A 19,517-nucleotide genomic window follows, 5' to 3' on the forward strand; every position below is an offset into this window, starting at 1 on the left:
GAACCGCAGATTAAAATGGGAGGATAATATCTATGGGATTAAAAGATATAAAACTTTGGGAAAAAAATGTTCCTGATGCCGACTTAATTTCTACTATTGGGGACTTGAATAACGAAGGGTTACCTACCCTGACCCCTTATTTATTAAAAGGGGAGAAACCAGGCCCTGCAATTATTGTTTGCCCGGGCGGATCATTTCAATTTAGAGCGTCTAATGAAGGGAAACCAATTGCAAAATGGCTAAATCAAATAGGAATAAATGCTTTTGTTTTAAATTATAGGGTTGCTCCTTTTACTCCATTTACGTCAACCAAAGATGCAGTACGAGCAGTTAAGTATATTCGGTATCATGCCCAAGAATTTAATATTGATCCGGACCGGATAGGCATGATAGGATTTTCAGCTGGCGGTTATCTCACCGCTTTTGTAGGAACTCGTTTTGATAATGGAATTATAGAACCGGATAGTCGAAATGCACAAATTATGAAGATGCTTTTGGGAGTGCCAGATTTTAACGATCCGATTGATCAAACGAGTTCTAAACTTAATGCGATCATTTTATGTTATGCTGAGACATCCCCCTTTTCCAAGGAAAATTTGCCACCAGATTCTCTATTAACAAAAGATATTACAGTGGATGAGTTTATAGACTTTACTTCAAATCATAAACATGTTACTGCGAAAACACCACCGACTTTTCTATGGATTACAGCCACCGATCACTGGAATTTTCAGCGCCAAAACTTACTTTTTGCTCAAGCTCTAAATGAGCTAAATCTACCATTTGATTTTCATATATTCTCCAAAGGTCCCCATGGTTTAGGATTAGGTGAGGATGAACCTACGGTAGCAATCTGGCCAAAACTTTGTGAAAATTGGCTTCGAGGCTTATAATATTTCGTTTATTAATTCCATAAATAACAAATTACACTTGGGTGAACTTAATTTTTCATCCAAGTGTTTTTATATAAATCTCATATATGGTAGAGAAGAGTAGTTAGTCTTATAAACTTATATTAACCTCATTTTTAATCAGCAAAATAAAGTAGGGAAGTGTAGTACACATCCCCAAAAGTTCACTTATTTGTTATTCTTAAAACCTTCTAGTTTATCTTGTAAGTTTTTAATTTCTGTATCTTTAATTAATTTTATATGTTCAATTTCCATTTCAATTTTTCTAGAGTAGTATTCCTGCAAGTTTTCTTTTTGTTGTTTTAAGGAATTTTCTTTATCTAAATTATGAACTTTAGATATATTTTGAATTTCTTCTTTATGTTCTAGCCTTATAGCTTTAATATCACTTGTAGAGTGTTCTAGATTTGATTCTAGAAAAGAGATCTTATCTAATAAAGATGATATATACATATCTTTCTCAGCCAGCTTAGAAGATAGAGTAGAGAAGTCACCATTAAGTTTTTTATTCTCTAAACTAAGACTAGAAAATTTGTCTTCTAAACTTTTAAGTTCATCTATTTTACTATATAACATTTCATTTTCCTTATTAATTTGATTTAATAAGAATTTATTTTGTGCATTTAATTCTTCAGTAGATTTTGTAACAGAATCTTTTTCTTTTAGACTTTCCTCAAGTCTTTTATTTGTTTCTTTAATTTCTGATATTTGATTTTTTAAATTATTTATCTCTTTATTTAATGATAGTATAACCTCATTTTTTTCATTAAGTTTCTCAGATAGCTCTTTACTTATTTTTTCTTCAGCCGTAACATTCATTTCTAAAGAAGCTAAGTAAAGATTCTGAAGTCTAGATACATATTCCTCAAAGGTTTCGATTTCTCTTTTTCTATCTTTTAGAGTACTTTTAGCTTGCTGCATCTCAAACACTTGAAGCAAACTTGCCATACATTGTTCCTGAGTTATGCCTTCTTTTTCAGCTACCTCTCTAAAATTCTTAATTGTTTCTTCTGATAATCTCATTGTTGTTGCCTTTAAATCTGCCATGTTTTCCTCCTATGTAATACTATATACTACATTATAATACATGTGTATTACATGTTCAAGAATTCTCGAAAGTATATAATTAATTATTTTTATAAGCATCAATTCTGACGAGATTTCAAATCTGAACGCATTTAAATGCATGCAAATGTACATTTAGTTATTTTCAAGTTTATTTTTCTATTAAAATCAATTACACATAAAAGAAGATAGGTTTTTAAAGCAGGTGTAAAAGTGCATGAATTAAGAATTATATCAATTTCTCCTAAAAACTCGTATAAAAATGTTCGCTAAATATACATTTAGCGAACTTATTGTTGTAATTTATATAAAATTCCTGTAAAATTATATTAATGACATTATTAGGAGGTTTTTCACTTGAAATATTACATAGAAACCATGAAAAACAACGATTTACCACCAGATTTAAATGATTTTCTAAATTATTTAGAAACGATCAAAGGTAAATCTTTAAATACAATCGACGGATACAAAATTGATTTATCTATGTTTTTTAGATTTTTAATGATATACAAGGGCCGTTCTGAGCAAAATATTGAGTTCAACCAAGTAAGTATCAAGGATATCGACGCTGATTTCATAAATAAAATAAGACTTTCGGACATGTATGCCTTCTTATCATTCACAGAGAAACAAAGAGAAAACGGTACATACGCAAGAGCTCGAAAGGTTGCTGCACTTAAATCTTTCTTTAAGTTCTTAACCGGTAAGGCAGGTATAATAAAAGATAACCCCGCATTAGAGTTAGAATCGCCTAAAATCAGCTCTAGACACCCTATTTACCTGACTTTAGATCAGTCTCTTACACTACTGGATTCAATGGATAGAACGTATAAATATTACACCAGGGATCACTGTATGATTACACTGTTTTTAAATTGCGGATTGCGAGTTTCAGAGCTTTGCAGCATTAATATTTCAAAACTCAAAGGTGATACCTTGAATATAATCGGTAAAGGTAATAAGGAAAGAACCGTTTATTTAACCCCTGCAGCACTCAAATCCATCGATGATTATATGAAGGATAGAGTTAAGTTGAAAACAAAGACTCTAGATGGCGAAGATGCCCTATTTATCAGCTCTTACGGTACCAGAATCACCAAAAGAAGTGTTGAGAAAATAGTTAAAAAATACACTCAAGATGCAGGTTTAACAGATGCAAAATACACTCCTCATAAGCTAAGACACACCGCTGCAACACTAATGTATAAGCACGGAAACGTTGATATTAGGAGTTTGCAAGATATTTTAGGCCACGAAAACATCTCTACTACTCAAATCTACACCCACGTAGATGATGAAGATCTAAGAAAAGCTGTTAAGTCTAACCCACTTGCAAACTTAAAATAAGCAATGTAATACACGTGATTACAATGTATTACTATGTATTTAAAATGTATAATATTCTTAAAATTTATCGAGTAAACAAAAACAGAACATTAAATAAAAAAGGTGTACTTCAAATACAAAGCACACCTTTTAATTTCTATATATTTCCTTTTATCCTTCTTAAGCCTGGAAAAACCTCATTTGAATTTTCTTCTAAATAAGTTTCATCTTCCACTAACCCATCTAAATCTTCTACATATTCAATATGATCCCAAGCATCTTCGTACTCCTCATTAGATTCTGTGAATGCCAATTCCACATCTTCTTCAAAGTCAGCCTCATCATCTTGAGTATCATCAGACTCTTCTACTTCTACAAATTCATCTTCGACAAATTCATTTTCAACAAAATCATTCTCTTCAACATTTTTTGCTATCTCTTCTATTCTAATTGCTTTTATATCTATTCCTTCATCTTCTAAGCATTTACCACAATTGTTGCAAATCTTTTTATTATCATAAACGCAATAATCACATTCACCACAGTCATTACACTTCTTATTTGAATTAAATATACAAATTTCTCTCATGCACACTACTCCTCTTTAAATCATTCTTTAGAGATTATAACAAATAAGAACGATATAAGCAAATTTTTTATGAGAACACAAGTTTGATTAATTATATATACTATGCTATAATGGGAACATATGTTAGAGAGGTGTTAACTATGTCTAAGGATAAACAAACTGAAATATATGATTTTCTTAAAATTTATACAGAAAATAAAGGGTATCCACCTTCAGTAAGAGAAATATGTGATGCCGTAAGTCTTAAATCTACTTCAACTGTACATGGACATTTAAAAAGACTTGAAAAGAAGGGTTTAATTCGTAGAGACCCTACTAAACCAAGAGCCTTAGAGATCCTTGAACTAAACTCTCCTAAAAGGGAAATGATTAACATACCTTTAGTAGGAAAGGTTACTGCTGGAGTACCTATTTTAGCAACTGAGAATGTTGAAGACTCATTCCCAATACCAATAGATTATATTAAGCATGATCGCGAACTATTTATGCTTAAAGTATCTGGCGAAAGTATGATTGAAGCTGGAATCAACGATGGAGATTTAGCTATAATTGAGCAATGTCAAACTGCTTTAAATGGCGAAATCGTTGTTGCATTAATCGATAATGAAGCTACAATTAAGAGATTTTTCAAAGAAAAAGGAAGAATAAGACTACAACCTGAAAATAGTACAATGGAACCTATTATAGTTAATGATTGTTCAATTTTAGGTAAGCTTGTTGGACTTTTTAGAGCATATTAAGAAAAAATACTGGCATTTAGCCAGTATTTTTTCTTTATTTTATTTCTAAAACCTTAGATAAAGCAATCATTATTCCAAGCTTTGCGTGATCAAAAGTTAAACCACCCTGTAAATAAGCTATATATGGTTCTCTAATTGGTGCATCTGCTGATAATTCAATACTTGAGCCTTGTATAAATGCCCCAGCTGCCATTATAACTTGATCCTTATATCCAGGCATATCCCATGGCTCACATTCTACAAATGAGTCTATTGGAGAACCTTTTTGAATCCCCTTACAGAAAGCAATAAGCTTTTCCTCATTTCCAAACTTAACTGCCTGAATTATATCACTTCTTCTATGATTATATTTAGGCAACACTTCAAATCCTGCAAGTTCCATTATTCTTGCACAGAACACTGCTCCCTTTACCGCTTCCATTGCTACATGTGGTGCCAAAAACAATCCTTGGTAAAAACTTCTCATTACACCAAAAGTAGAACCACACTCCCCTCCTATTCCAGGGATAGTTAATCTATAGGAGCTTTGAACAACGCACTCTTCTTTTCCAGCAATATATCCTCCTGTAGGAGCAATACCTCCACCTATATTTTTGATTAATGAGCCTGCAATTAAGTCTGCTCCAACATCAGTAGGTTCTAAAGTTTCTATAAATTCACCATAGCAATTATCAACAAAAACTATAACATCCTGTCTTATGCTCTTTATATGTGATATAGCAACTTCCAAATCTTTTATATTAAAAGAGTTTCTCCAACCATAGCCTGTACTTCTTTGCATATGTACCATCTTAATTGATGGATCATTTTTTAATTCATAAGCTATTTTATCTAAATCAAAATATCCATCTTTTAAATCTATTTGCTTATAATTAACTCCATAATCCTTTAAAGATCCAATATTCTCTTCTACTTCAATTCCTATAATGTTATGTAAAGTATCATAAGGGGTTCCTGTAACTGTTAGCAATGTATCCTTTGGTCTTAAGTTACCAAATAAAGCTGCCCCAATTGCATGTGTTCCATTTACAAAATGAGGTCTAACTAGCGCACTTTCACAATTAAATATCCTAGCATAAACCTTATCTAATGAATCTCTTCCTATGTCTCCATATCCATATCCTGATGAGTTAGTGAAATGAGAATCACTTATCCTCTCTTCTTGAAGAGCTTTTAGAACTTTAAACTGATTATATTCTCTTATTTCATCATATATTTCAAACTCTCCTTTTATATCCTCCATTGCTTTTGAATATAAATCTAAAGTTTCATCATTAATCTTATATTGTTCTTTTAAATATTTTACTGTTAAATCTAGCATTAAAAATGTCCTCCACTTAATTTATTCCCAGACTCAAATAAAAGCTCTCTATGCAGAGCATAGAGAGTATTTTATACTGTTGTTTCATTATTAAACAAAATTGGTTTAGCTGGGTTTATAGTTGAAATTGCATGTTTATATATCATCATTTGCTTGCCATCAGAATCTAATACTACAGTAAAGGAATCAAAACCTTTTACATATCCCTTTAATTGAAAACCATTTGTTAAGTATACGATAACTGCGATTTTATTCTTTCTAGCACCATTTAAAAATATATCTTGCAAATTATTACTTTGCTTATTCATTCAACTCATCCTCCATATTCATTAACGAATTAATTCTATTATACTCTTTACTTTACATAATGTCATTAGTTATTTTGGTTACAATTTCATCTTGATTCTTAAATTCTTCTCTATTAATAAACTTAGCTCTTGGGTCTTTTCTAAACCATGTAAGCTGTCTTTTTGCATAATTTCTACTGCCCTGCTTTATGCTATTTATAGCATCCTCAAGTGAGACTTTATCATTTAAATACTCAAATAACTCTTTATATCCAATTCCCTTCATGGATTGCATATTCTCATTAAGGCCTTTAGCTTTTAAGTCCTCAACTTCCTTTAAGAGGCCTAAATCCATCATTATGTCTACTCTTTGATTTATTCTTGCATAAAGTTCATTTCTTGGCATATTTAAGACATAATAATATAAATCATACTTACATGTATAAATGCTATCACCAATATCAAAGGAAGAAAAAGGTTTTTTAGTTAAATGAAAAACTTCAAGTGCTCTAATTACTCTTTTTCTATTATTATAATGAATTGTATCTGCACTTACTTTGTCAACTTCTTTTAGCATATTGTGTATATACTCATTCCCATTACGTTCAGCTAAATCATTTAAATAAGCTCTATATTCTTCATCCTTTTCCCCTTCTGCAAAGGTCATGTTACAAATTATAGAATTAATATATAATCCTGTCCCACCAACAATAATAGGTAACTTACCTCTTGAGTGTATGTCTTCAATTATATTAATAACAGCATCTTTATATTCAGAAACTGTATATTCTTCACTGGGGTCTAAAAAGTCAATCATGTAATGAGGAATACCGTCCATTTCTTCTTTAGTAATTTTGGCTGATCCAATATCCATATACTTATATATCTGCATTGAATCTGCTGATATTATTTCCCCATTTAAATTTTTTGCTAAAGTTACAGCAGTCTCACTCTTTCCTACTGCTGTTGGCCCTGCAATTACTAAAAGTTTATTATTCATATATACTCCTTAGGTTATTCTTCTAAATCGCTTTTCTAGTTCATAATTAGTTAACTTAATGATTGTTGGTCTTCCATGAGGACAATGGTAAGGATCCTCCATCTCTCTCATATCATTAACCAAGCTTTTCATTTCTTCAATAGTTAATTCGTTATTTGCTTTTACTGCAGATTTACATGAAAGAGTGGCTATTCTATTGTATTTTACCTCTATAGTCTGACCAGTACCAAGATTTTTTAAGTTATCTAAAATACTTAAAAACAATCCTTTAGGGTCAAGCTTACCTAAGAAATATGGAACCTCTTTAACTGATACTGTGTTAATACCAAAAGGTTCAATTACAAAGCCTGCATTTTTAAATATTTCCATGTTGTCTTCATAATATACATAATCATCTAAAGTAAGTTGAATTATACTTGGTATTAATAATGGTTGAATCTCTACATGTCTATTTTTTATATCTTTATAGTATTTTTCAAAAAGATATTTTTCATGCGCAGCATGTTGATCTATCACATATAATGTATCAGCATACTCGCACAAGATATAAGTTTTATTAAATTGACCAATTACATTAAGAGGAGGTATTTTAGGCGTACTCTGAACTCTACTTTCATAAGTAACCTTTGAAGTATCCTCATTTATAGAAGATGAGGGTTCACTTATCTCGTCCTTTACATCCTCTATTATTTCCTTAAAATCGCCGTTGTCTTCTTCTTTTGCTACATCATTTTTTAAATCAACAGGTATTTTAACCTCTACTATTACGCTTGGCTCTTCATAGTAAGTATTTTTAAAATATGACGCTCTTTCTGTTGCTGCATTTGCTTGCTTTTCATATTCAAGTGAAAAACTTAAATTTTCAAGCTTTTCTTCAGAATCTCTATTAATTTCATCCTCCATAAAGGATGACCTAACATTTTCTTTAAGCTTATTATGTACAGTATCAAATATTATCTTAAATAATTCTCTCTCATCTTTAAATTTAACTTCTGCTTTTGTTGGATGTATATTAACATCTACAAATTCAGGATAAGTTTCTACGTTTATAATAAAAAATGGATACTTATTAACTGTAGCAAAAGATTTAAAAGCAGTTTCTACAGCTGCAGTAATAGTTTTGTTTTTAATATATCTTCCGTTAATATAAATACTTTGATTATTTCTGCTGCCTCTTGATATTTCTTCACTACCTATATAGCCATGAATAGTTAAGGTATCATTAGCACCTTGAAAATATGTCACATTATCTAAGATTGTTTTTCCATAAATATTTCTAATTACATCTTCTATCTTTCCATTACCATATGTATTAAGCATCTTCTTACCATTTGCAGTTAATGTAAATGATATATCAGGATTAGATATTGCAATTCTAGTAATTATATCATTAATTAACGCAGCTTCCCTAGAAGAGGATTTAAGAAACTTCTTTCTAGCAGGTACATTATAAAATATATCTCTAACTTCTATTGTAGTTCCATAATTAACTCCACTTTCAGTAATATAATCAATATTACCACCAGTTATAGATATCTCATTGCCTGTTTCTACATCCCTAGGTTTAGATTTTAGAAGAGTTTTAGACACTGAAGCAATTGATGGCAAAGCTTCCCCCCTAAAACCTAATGTACTTATAGAATATATATCCTCAACAGTTTTAATCTTAGAAGTTGCATGGGGAAGAAATGCTTTTGAAATATCCTCTGGATGTATTCCATCACCATCATCTATTACTTTAATAAGTGTTTCTCCGCCATTTTCTATCTCAACTATAATGTTCTTACTATTAGCATCTATTGAGTTTTCTACTAGCTCCTTAACCACAGAGGAAGGTCTCTCAACTACTTCACCAGCTGCTATTTTATTTGAAGTATTATCATCTAAAATATTTATTCTCTTCAATCCCCATCACCTCACATTAAATTTATAGTATTTCCTTTGCATCCTTAATTAGTTTATAGAGTCTATTCATAGCATCCATTGGAGTCATATTTAAAACATCTAGTGAAGCAACTTCATTTATAAAGCTATCCTTTTCTATAGCTGTAAAATCAAGCTGCATTGTTTCAGTTTTCTTAATTTTTTCTTTTGGTTTAACCTCATGGTTAGCTGTTTTATTAGTAACTTCACTATTACTACTTATACTGATTTCTTCTTTAGATTTCATATTACTTTCTAAATTAAGTAAAATTTCTTTAGCTCTCTCAATTACATTCTTAGGTAATCCAGCAAGCTTTGCAACCTCAATACCATAAGATTGGTCAGCCCCTCCTGGTATAATCTTTCTTAGGAATATAATATTGTCTTGAAGTTCTTTAACTGCTACAGAATAGTTCTTAACTCCTGAAATTTTATCCTCCAGCTGAGTTAATTCATGGTAATGTGTAGCAAAAAGAGTTCTTGGCTTTATATTTCCTTTAGATAAGTGTTCTATAACAGCCCAAGCAATACTTAATCCATCATATGTAGAGGTACCCCTTCCTACTTCATCTAAAAGTACAAGTGAATTAGAAGTTGTATTCTTAAGAATATTAGAAACCTCCCACATTTCAACCATGAAGGTAGACTTTCCGCCAGCCAAATCATCCGATGCACCAATTCTAGTAAATATCTTATCACATATACCAATATTAGCTTCTTTAGCTGGAACAAAGCAACCTACTTGAGCCATAAGAGTAATTAATGCTACCTGTCTCATATAAGTAGATTTACCAGCCATGTTTGGTCCAGTAATAATTAAAAGCTGATTATCTTCTGAGTTTAGCTTAGTATCATTTGATATAAACTCTCCAGAAGGAATAACCTTTTCTACTACAGGATGTCTTCCTTCTATAATGTTTGTTATTCCTTTTTCATTCAAAGAAGGCTTAACATAATTATTTTCCAAAGATATCTTTCCAAAAGTACTTAAAACGTCAAGTTCAGAAATAATTCTAGCTGTTATTTTAAGTCTCTCTATAGATAAATCTACTTTATCTCTAATATCGCAGAAGGCTTGATATTCTAAATTCACTAATTTATCTTCAGCACCTAGAATATCGTCTTCAATCTTCTTAAGTTCATCAGTTATAAATCTTTCCGCATTTGAAAGTGTTTGCTTTCTAATATATCTGCCTTCCGGAATAGAACTAAAGTTAGCCTTACTAATTTCAATATAATATCCGAAAACCTTATTATAACCAACCTTAAGGGATTTAATTCCAGTTACTTCTCTTTCATTATTCTCAAGAGAAGCAATCCATTCCTTACCTCTAAGCTTAGCATTTTTTAATCTATCTATTTCTTCGTCGTAGCCATCTTTTATTATTCCACCTTCTTTAATAGTAAGAGATGGGTCATCTAAAATAGCCTTCTCAAGAAGTTCCTTTATATCCTTTAATTCATCAATTTTCATATAATACTCTTTGAAAAGTAATGCATCAAAGTTAGATATAATATCCTTAATTTCCGGAACTTTATTCAAGGATAGTTTTAAACTAATTAAATCCTTAGGCGTTACATTTCTATTTGATATCTTTCCTATAATACGTTCTATATCGTAAATAGAGTCTAATGCTTCTCTAAGTTCTTCTAGCATAGAAATCGAATCTGTAAGTTCGTGAACTGCTTGTAATCTATTTTCTATTCTATTTTTATTTATTAATGGTTCCTCAATAAAACGTCTTAAGGTTCTAGAACCCATTGCTGTTTTAGTTTTGTCTAAAACCCAAAGTAGGGAACCCCTTTTATTCTTCTCCCTTAAGCTTTCAGTAAGCTCTAAATTTCTTCTAGAAGAGGAATCTAATGTCATATAATCTTCAATTTCATATATTTCAATAGAAGTTATATTAGATAGCGTAATCTTCTGAGTTTCATTTATGTACTTTATTAATCCATTTGCTGAAACCTTGATAAATGAATTTAATTCATTAGTTTCAGTATTCTTAAATTGATTATCAAAGTCAGTAAAATCTTCCGAGAAGTATTCTTCCTCTTTTACTGTAAACAATCCTTGATATGCCTCTGTTAACTTACTTCTTAAGTTTTCTTCAAATAGTTTATTTATTATTATCTCTGAAGGCTTAAATTTAGCTATTTCATCCTGCACCAACGCAAAGTTATTAGAAAACTTTGTGCATTTAAATTCTCCAGTAGATATATCAGAGGAAGATAGTGCAAATTCATTATTATTAAAATATAGAGCCATTATATAATTATTTTTACTGTCATCAATAAAAGCTGTATCATTAAAAGTACCAGGTGTAATTACCTTAATTACATCCCTTTTAACTATTCCTTTAGCTAAAGCAGGATCTTCAACCTGTTCGCATATAGCTACTTTATACCCTTTAGTTATAAGTCTACCTATATAGTTACTAGATGCATGATAAGGTATACCACACATTGGAGCTCTATTTTCAAGACCACAATCTCTTCCAGTAAGAACTAATTCTAATTCTTTTGAAGCAATTTCAGCATCTTGGAAAAACATTTCATAAAAATCCCCAAGTCTAAAAAACAGAATGCAATCCTTATAATTCTCTTTAATCTCAAAATATTGTTGCATCATTGGAGTTAATCCCATACAAACCTCCTAATAAATATAAAAGCCCTATGAAAGAGCTTTTATTATAGGAACTCTAAGTAAGCATATGCTTAACTTAGAATTCCTTATAGGGTTTTAAGTTCAACTAATAACTTATTCATGCCTGAAAATGTCCAGAAACCGACATTTTCAAACAAGTATAAGTTAAGTTTCCTATAAAAAACCCTATAGTTATAAATTTATTTATACTCTTCTCCAGTAAGTGAAAATGATCCAGCTTTTGTTATTTTTACATTTACAAGCTTGCCTATATTTTCTTGACTACCTTCAAAATTAACAAGTCTTCCGTTTCTTGTTCTTCCCATTAATCTATCTTCTTGATTTTTACTCTTACCTTCTACAAGAACTTCTACTACTTCTCCATTATATTCCTTATTTCTCTTTTCAACAATCTCATTCACTTGCTTAACTAGTCTATTAAATCTCTCATGTTTTATTTCTTCAGAAATTTGATTTTCCATTCTATCAGCTGGTGTATTATTTCTTCTAGAATATATGAATGTAAATGCAGAATCGTACTCAACTTCTTTAACTAAATCTAACGTATCTAAGAAGTCTTCTTCTGTTTCACCAGGGAAACCTATTATAATATCAGTAGATATTGAAACTCCTGGTATTTCTTTTCTTATTTTCCTAGCAAGTTCTAAATATTGTTCTTTAGTGTAGCTTCTATTCATTTCCTTTAATACTCTAGAAGATCCACTTTGAACTGGTAAGTGAATTTGCTCACATAACTTATCGCATTCTTTTACTGCTTGAATTACATCGTCAGTTAAGTCTTTAGGATGAGAAGTCATAAACCTTATTCTTTCTAAACCTTCAACTTCATTTACAACTCTTAGTAATTTAGCAAAGGTCATATCATCTCCTAAGTCTTTTCCGAAGGAGTTAACATTTTGTCCAAGTAAAGTTACTTCTTTATAGCCTAAGCTAACTAATTCCTTTACTTCTTTAAGTATATCATCAACTTTTCTACTTCTTTCTCTTCCTCTAACATAAGGAACTATACAATAAGTACAGAAATTATTACATCCATACATGATAGTTACAAAAGCTTTTACATCGCTCTTTCTATCTATAGGAAGTCCTTCTACTATTCCTTCTTCCTTATTTATGATTTCCTTAATTTGAACTCCTTCTTTTTGCACCATATCTAAGTACTCAGGGAACTTATATGAATTATGAGTACCAAATATTATGTCTACATATGGGAAGGTCTTAAGTACCTTATCTGCCATATCTTTTTGCTGCATCATACAACCACATATAGCTATTATTAAATTAGGCTTCTTTTCCTTCATTGCTTTTAATAGTCCAAGATTGCCGAAAACTTTATTTTCAGCATTTTCTCTTACACAACATGTGTTAAATATAATAATGTCAGCTTCTTCTTTTACCTCAGTATTAGAATAGCCAATTCTTTTAAGCATTCCAGATAGTTTTTCGGAGTCTTCCTCATTCATTTGGCAACCCCAAGTTTCAATATAGTATTTTAATTCAGTATTTTGTAACATCTTTACACTCCTTATAAAATAATTCAAGGTTTATCCTTTAATCTTTCGATTATAAATTTTGTTCATTAAATAATTATATATAATTTATAGAGATTTTGAAAGAGTTTAATAAAATTGATGTATAAATTATTCATAAAAAATATAAAAAAGAAGAATACTATCATAAAAGGAGTGATAGTATGTATGATGCTAAAGTAACAGATCATCCAGATAAGTATGTTAATCCAGAAAATACAAAGGATAAAAAACGTGACATAAGTGATAGGGGATATTTTAATGATAAGCTAACATCATCTGTACTAGGTACTAAAACTTCCTACGTACCAACTGATGATTTGTTATAATCCCCAGGATATTTTCAAACTAATAAGCCTATAGGATGTGAAATTCCATAGGCTTTTTTTATAATTCTACAGCTGCCAATACTTGTAAAATCATATAGTTTTTTTATACAATAGTAATATAAAACGATGTAACAGTAATATTGTTATAATCTTCAATTGATTATCTTGTTTGATTTTAAAAATGTACACTATCTATTTATTAGAATATAAGATAAATTTTATACTTTAAGGAGATATAATTAAATGGCACTTTCAAAACTTAAAGAATTTGCTTCACAAAAAGGTTGGAAATTCGAAAAAAATATTGCATCTGGAGAAGAGAACAACTACTTATTTACTGTGATTTCTGGACAAGGAGTGAAAATTTTTATTTGTCCATTACCATCCATTAGTGAAGAAAGTAAGAACCAGGTTTTAAATCATTTAACTAACAATAAGAAGCTATTAAAAATTAGTAGTTTTTTATTCGATCATGATGTGTTAATTATAAAATTTAAAGAGAATTATAGACGCACCAAAATTGAAACTATGAATAATTTATTACTTGAGTTAACTAATCTTTTAAACTCTTTAGGAATAAAAGGTAAGGAATGCTGCATATTCTGTGGTCATGATAATGCAAATGAAACTATTTACTTTGAAAATATAATGTATTCAGCACACAGTGAATGTTACACCCAAGAGGTCCAAATGCTCCAAACGGCAGCAAAAGAATATGAATCAGAAGATAAAAACTATTTTAGAGGAACAATCGGTGCGTTAATAGGTGGCATTATAATCTCCATACTTTGGAGCTTGGCTCAAATGTATTTAGATGATAGTTTAGCAGCGATTTTCTCTATTTTCTTAAGCTTTGGATTATTAAAATCTTATTATTTTTTTAAAGGTAAATTAGGTACTGCAACAAGATGGATTATAGCTGCATGTACTTTTATTTCTGTAATAATTTCTCAACTTATGGTTGTTGAAATTATGATGCTACAGCATGGTACCACTATAGAGTATAGTGACTTAAAAGGTCTATTTGGTATTTCTGGACTAGCAGCGATGTTTAGACTAAACGTAAAATTAAGTCTATTCATTGCATTTATAGGCTTTTTAATTTTTATTTTTCCAATAAAAGGTGATACAAAAAGTGTTTTGCCAAGAATAGAAAAGAAATAGAAAGAGATAGGAGCAATCCTATCTCTTTTTATCTAATCCATCCAACAACTTTATTATAATAATTAAAACCTACTGAATTATAAAGGTTAACTGCTGGAGTATTTTTTTCAGAAACTCTAATATATAAATCCTTTATATTTTTCTCAGTACATGTAGCTATTATTCTATTTAAAAGTATTCTTCCGTAGCCTTTTTTTCTATACCCATCGATTATTCCAAAATTAACTACAAGATACTGTTTATTCAAATATATTACTTGTCCATATCCTATTGAGACACCTTTATGCAGAATTAAAATAGACAAATCATCTATATAATATGACTGCTTCATATCATTAACTATATCCGCTACCTTTAAATCAGCTCTATTTACATCCTTAAAGATAGAATTTTGTATCTCTGCTCTAGTCTTTATGTCTGAATTATTTTGAACTACTTTAAACTCCACATCCTCAGCTTTTATGAAATCAACATTTCCTAATTTTTTAAGGAGAACGATGCTCTCATCTGAAATTTGAAAACCTATCTTATTTAATAGTTCTGTATTACCTTGGGTCGCAGTTGTTTCAAAGGAATAGAATTTATTAGATTTAAACTCATTTAGAGGAAACTCTTCAAAACCATCTTGAAAGTATAAGCTGCGCAAATTCACATAATCATCTCTTAAATTTTCTTTCCATATCATACCTAGTTTATCTTCATAGCTATATACCTTTAGATTAGTTCTAAGCACTAATTTATCCAATATATTTGCTTTAGTATATGCTTCCTCGAAATCTTCATTTAATGGATTCATTTCTATTGCTTCATCTGATATTTCTTTTATAAGATTCAAATCAAATTTTCTAACTTTTTTGATCTTCATATTAATCACATCTCTCCATCAAAATATAATTATTATACCATATATTAAATCTACATATTATACTTTTCCTCGAATTTTTTAATCCATAAATCAAGATTTTCTTTAACTTCTATTAAATAATCAAATTCATTTCTTAATATATTTATGTTGCTTGTATTTTGCTTTTTATATATACCTTTACAAATTTCATACAGCCTATAGGGGAATATGGTAAAGCAATAAAGCAAATAAATTTCTTCGTCAATAAAGGTTTCTTCTTTATTATAAGTATTAACTAACTCTTCAAAAAAACTATAATTCCATTTAATAGACGAACTATTTTCTATGCTATTTAATAATGAACCTAAATCAGTAAGATAGTAGGATTGCTTTATTTTAGGTATATCTCTAAGCAATATCTTCCCTTCAACTTCCCCAAAGTTATCTAATCCTAAATTAGAAATACAAAATTTATATCTAAGTAGTTTTTCAGAACTTTTAGGTACTACACTTCTTAATATTAACAAACATTTATCAAATATATTATCGTAAGCATTTAATATATCATAAACCTTAGAATCTAATGGAGCTTTAATAATTTTCATATTTAATTCTTGCTTCAAATTAACAAGGAAAACTAACCTTCTAATATATTTATCAATTGTTTTTCCATATTCTCTTCTTAATCTGTATTTTTCAGGGTGTAATTCTTTAGTGCACTTATGAAAATTTCTAAGTACTTGCATAGTTGATTTGTAAAACAGAGAAAGTTCCATTTTGTTCTCATTCTCAATATAAGTAGTTAAATAGTAAATTCTATCTTTTGTTATTATATAACTATTTCCATTGTTACTTTTAACTACACGTGAAGTTTTCCTAAAACCATTGTTGTATATATCTTCTTTAAACTGAAATAATTCCTTAATACCTTTTTTATTTCTTCTATGGGAATTTAAAATAAATTTATCTTCTCCACAATCAATTATGTAACACTTTCCATTCTTAATTGCATTATATCCAATGATATTATAATTTAATAATACTCGCTGAATGATGTGTTCCATAAAATTCCTCCTAAAATATTATTACTAATTAAATATATTCAATAAATTCTCGTATAATAACAAAAGAGTTCTTTCTTAATGAAAGAACTCTTTAATATACACTTAAACTATTAGTCTATAACCTTTGAACTTAATCCAATTTTCTTTTTCTCACTGTCAACGCTTAATATTTTAGCTTTAACAACATCATTAACTTTTAGTACTTCTGATGGATGGTTTATCTTCTTTCTAGAAATTTGAGAAATGTGAAGTAATCCATCTACTCCTTTTTCTAATTCTACAAAAGCACCAAAATCAGCTATTCTTACTACTTTACCAACTACTATAGTTCCTTCTGGATATTTTTCTTCTATGTTAACCCATGGATCTTCTAGTAAATCTTTAATACTTAATGTTAGTTTATTATCTTCTCTATTTAATGCTATTATTTTAGCTTCAACTTCTTCTCCAAGCTTTAAAAGTTCTTGTGGCTTTGAAACTTTGCCATAACTCATAAGTGATAGTGGAATTAATCCATCTAGACCTTTAACATCTACAAAAGCACCAAACTCTGCAAATCTTAACACCTTAACCTTTAATACATCACCTTCATTTATAGAGCCCCATGCAGCATCTTCTCTCTCGTTTTTAGCAGCTTCTTCAATAATTCTGCTAGAAGCAATTACATTACCTTCTTCTAAGTTTAGTATCTTTACATTTAATACTTTTCCTACATAACTAGCTGGGTCTTTTACAAAAGCAACTGATATTTGTGATTGAGGTATAAATATTCTTACACCCTTATAATATGCTACTAATCCACCTCTAGCTGCATCAGTTATTTCAATATCTAATGTCTTTTCAGTTTCTTTAGCATCTTTTAATTCCTCTAAGGCTTCTTCTCTTTGAATTTCTTTTCTTGATAATAGAACATAACCTTCAAAGTTATAACTTAAAACCTTAGCTTTTATTTCATCTCCAACTTTTACTACTTCTAATATATCTTCTGATTTATCAAAAGTAAATTCATTCTTAGGAATTTTACCATCTAACTTATATCCTGGAATAGCTACATATGCAGCATCAAAATCAACTTTTAATACTTCAACCTTTATAACTTCACCAATAGTTAATTTTCTATCCATTTCATTCATCAAATCTAATTGATTAACTTCTGAGTTGTTGTTTTCCATAATATTAATTACCTCCTTAATTACCCAGTCAGGAGTAGATGCTCCAGCAGTTACTCCAACTAACTCTATCTCTTTATCATTAATTAAATCTAAGGGTATTTCCTTAGCATTTTCAACATAGTATGTTCTATCACAATTCTTCTTGCAAATCTCATACAATTTTGTTGTGTTAGAACTATTCTTACCACCGATAACTAGCATTACTTGAACTTGTTTAGAAATTTCATCGGCACTTTTTTGTCTTACATCTGTAGCTGAACAAATGGTATTAAAAGAAAGAACTTCCTTTGACCTATTGCTAATATTATTTAAAGTTTTTTCCCAGTTTTCTTTTTTTTCAGTAGTCTGTGAGACTAAGCAAACTTTTTCAAGATTAGACTCATCAATATCTCCATTTTTAGTTATGATTGCCTTATTATCGCACCAACCATTTATGCCTACAACTTCTGGATGCTTTTCGTCTCCCATAATAACTATTCTATATCCATCATCACTATATTTTTTAGCCTTTTTTTGAATATTAGTAACAAAGGGACATGTAGCATTTATTATTGTAAGTCCTCTATTTTCTAGTTCATCATATACTTTCTTTGATACGCCATGTGATCTAATTACTACAACATCATCCTTTGACAATGTAGAAATATCATCAAAATTAACAGCATGAATATCATTGCTTTCAAGCATTTCAACCACATCATTATTATGAATAAGTGGTCCTAAAGTATATATTTTCTTATTAAACACTTCTTTATTCTTAAGTGCTTCATCAACTGCTCTTTTTACACCAAAGCAGAATCCTGCATTTTCTGCTAATATTACTTTTCTCATTCCATCACCTTTATAAATAGAGTATAAATCTAAAATAATATATTTATAATTAGTTCATTATTTAATATACTCTAAAATTTTGTTTACAACACCATCAATATCTAATCCAGTAGTATCTATTTCGATAGCATCGTCTGCTTTTCTTAATGGATCTGTTTCTCTATGAGTATCAATAAAATCTCTCTTTTTCATATCTTCTAAGATTTCATCAAACTCTACCTTCATCCCTTTAGATATCAATTCTTCATGTCTTCTTCTAGCTCTTTCTTCTGAAGAGGCTGTTAAGAAAAACTTATATGGAGAATCTTTTAAAACCACTGTGCCAATATCTCTACCATCCATAATAACATCAAACTTTTTACTCATTTTTTGTTGTAAATAAACTAGTTTTTCTCTTACTTCAGGTACTTGTGCATAATTTGAAACATTACTACTTACTTGTAGTGAAGATAACTCCTCTTGAATATCTATTCCATTTAAGATTAAATTATCCCTTTCAAAATGCATCTCCATCTTATCAATTAATGATGAAAGTTTATCTATATCTTTAAAAGAAATATCACTTTTTATGGCTTCAAGTGTCACTGCTCTATACATAGCACCTGTATTTATGTACATTAAATTTAGTTTTTTTGCTATTATCTTTGCAATGGTACTTTTCCCTGCACCAGCTGGTCCATCTATTGCTACTGAAATTCTCAAGTCAAAACTTCCTTTCTTTTTTAAAACATTACCAATTTCTATTATATCATAT

17 protein-coding genes are annotated in these 19,517 nt (G+C 29.7%); 5 read left to right on the forward strand and 12 right to left on the reverse strand.

Annotation, left to right across the window (positions count from 1 at the left end; all coding sequences use genetic code 11):
- Positions 1-32: 32 nt before the first annotated feature.
- Positions 33-893 carry an alpha/beta hydrolase gene (locus JK634_RS03785; protein ID WP_202766292.1) on the forward strand — a complete coding sequence of 287 codons (861 nt, stop codon included), beginning with the start codon at positions 33-35 and terminating at the stop codon, positions 891-893.
- A 186-nt stretch (positions 894-1,079) separates the two neighbouring features.
- On the opposite strand, the gene JK634_RS03790 is transcribed toward JK634_RS03785, so the two are convergent.
- Positions 1,080-1,958 carry a coiled-coil domain-containing protein gene (locus JK634_RS03790; protein ID WP_202766293.1) on the reverse strand — a complete coding sequence of 293 codons (879 nt, stop codon included), beginning with the start codon at positions 1,956-1,958 and terminating at the stop codon, positions 1,080-1,082.
- A 375-nt stretch (positions 1,959-2,333) separates the two neighbouring features.
- Between JK634_RS03790 and JK634_RS03795 the strand changes: the two genes are divergently transcribed.
- The gene (locus tag JK634_RS03795) at positions 2,334-3,326 is read left to right on the forward strand and encodes a tyrosine recombinase XerC (RefSeq protein WP_202766294.1); all 993 of its coding nucleotides are present in this window, start codon (positions 2,334-2,336) and stop codon (positions 3,324-3,326) included.
- A gap of 136 nt (positions 3,327-3,462) precedes the next feature.
- On the opposite strand, the gene JK634_RS03800 is transcribed toward JK634_RS03795, so the two are convergent.
- Positions 3,463-3,894 (reverse strand): hypothetical protein, encoded by a 432-nt coding sequence (locus tag JK634_RS03800; protein WP_202766295.1) that lies wholly within the window; start codon positions 3,892-3,894, stop codon positions 3,463-3,465.
- 140 nt (positions 3,895-4,034) lie between these two features.
- Here JK634_RS03800 and lexA point away from each other — a divergent pair, with 140 nt between their 5' ends.
- Complete coding sequence (lexA, locus tag JK634_RS03805) at positions 4,035-4,634, forward strand: transcriptional repressor LexA (protein WP_202766296.1); 600 nt, start codon at positions 4,035-4,037, stop codon at positions 4,632-4,634.
- Between the two features lie 34 nt (positions 4,635-4,668).
- Here the strand turns inward: lexA and JK634_RS03810 are convergent, their stop codons facing one another.
- The 6 genes from JK634_RS03810 to miaB all read right to left on the reverse strand — a co-directional run bounded on the left by JK634_RS03810 (position 4,669) and on the right by miaB (position 13,344).
- Entirely contained in the window at positions 4,669-5,955 is a 1,287-nt protein-coding gene (locus tag JK634_RS03810) for a methionine gamma-lyase family protein (RefSeq protein ID WP_202766297.1), read from the reverse strand.
- A 71-nt stretch (positions 5,956-6,026) separates the two neighbouring features.
- Positions 6,027-6,263, reverse strand: a complete 237-nt coding sequence (hfq, locus tag JK634_RS03815) for an RNA chaperone Hfq (RefSeq protein WP_202766298.1) — start codon at positions 6,261-6,263, stop codon at positions 6,027-6,029.
- Positions 6,264-6,315: 52 nt separating this feature from the next.
- Positions 6,316-7,242, reverse strand: coding sequence for a tRNA (adenosine(37)-N6)-dimethylallyltransferase MiaA (miaA, locus tag JK634_RS03820; RefSeq protein ID WP_202766299.1), 927 nt, complete (start codon positions 7,240-7,242; stop codon positions 6,316-6,318).
- Positions 7,243-7,251: 9 nt separating this feature from the next.
- Positions 7,252-9,147: a DNA mismatch repair endonuclease MutL gene (gene mutL / locus JK634_RS03825; protein ID WP_202766300.1), complete on the reverse strand. Its 1,896-nt coding sequence runs from the start codon at positions 9,145-9,147 to the stop codon at positions 7,252-7,254.
- A 22-nt stretch (positions 9,148-9,169) separates the two neighbouring features.
- Entirely contained in the window at positions 9,170-11,809 is a 2,640-nt protein-coding gene (mutS, locus tag JK634_RS03830; protein WP_202766301.1) for a DNA mismatch repair protein MutS, read from the reverse strand.
- Between the two features lie 200 nt (positions 11,810-12,009).
- Positions 12,010-13,344, reverse strand: coding sequence for a tRNA (N6-isopentenyl adenosine(37)-C2)-methylthiotransferase MiaB (miaB, locus tag JK634_RS03835; protein ID WP_202766302.1), 1,335 nt, complete (start codon positions 13,342-13,344; stop codon positions 12,010-12,012).
- Positions 13,345-13,523: 179 nt separating this feature from the next.
- On the opposite strand from miaB, the gene JK634_RS03840 reads away from it, so the two are divergent.
- Positions 13,524-13,688, forward strand: coding sequence for a hypothetical protein (locus JK634_RS03840; protein WP_202766616.1), 165 nt, complete (start codon positions 13,524-13,526; stop codon positions 13,686-13,688).
- Between the two features lie 243 nt (positions 13,689-13,931).
- Positions 13,932-14,852, forward strand: a complete 921-nt coding sequence (locus JK634_RS03845) for a hypothetical protein (RefSeq protein ID WP_202766303.1) — start codon at positions 13,932-13,934, stop codon at positions 14,850-14,852.
- Between the two features lie 28 nt (positions 14,853-14,880).
- Here JK634_RS03845 and JK634_RS03850 read toward each other — a convergent pair whose 3' ends face one another.
- The 4 genes from JK634_RS03850 to cmk form a co-directional block, all read right to left on the reverse strand.
- The gene (locus JK634_RS03850) at positions 14,881-15,717 is read right to left on the reverse strand and encodes a GNAT family N-acetyltransferase (protein ID WP_202766304.1); all 837 of its coding nucleotides are present in this window, start codon (positions 15,715-15,717) and stop codon (positions 14,881-14,883) included.
- Positions 15,718-15,767: 50 nt separating this feature from the next.
- Entirely contained in the window at positions 15,768-16,760 is a 993-nt protein-coding gene (locus JK634_RS03855; RefSeq protein WP_202766305.1) for a hypothetical protein, read from the reverse strand.
- Positions 16,761-16,870: 110 nt separating this feature from the next.
- Positions 16,871-18,763, reverse strand: a complete 1,893-nt coding sequence (locus JK634_RS03860; RefSeq protein WP_202766306.1) for a bifunctional 4-hydroxy-3-methylbut-2-enyl diphosphate reductase/30S ribosomal protein S1 — start codon at positions 18,761-18,763, stop codon at positions 16,871-16,873.
- Positions 18,764-18,820: 57 nt separating this feature from the next.
- Positions 18,821-19,465, reverse strand: a complete 645-nt coding sequence (gene cmk, locus JK634_RS03865; protein WP_202766307.1) for a (d)CMP kinase — start codon at positions 19,463-19,465, stop codon at positions 18,821-18,823.
- Positions 19,466-19,517 lie beyond the last annotated feature (52 nt).

The sequence above is a fragment of the Clostridium paridis genome (assembly GCF_016765615.1).
Lineage (GTDB): Bacteria > Bacillota > Clostridia > Clostridiales > Clostridiaceae > Clostridium_T > Clostridium_T paridis.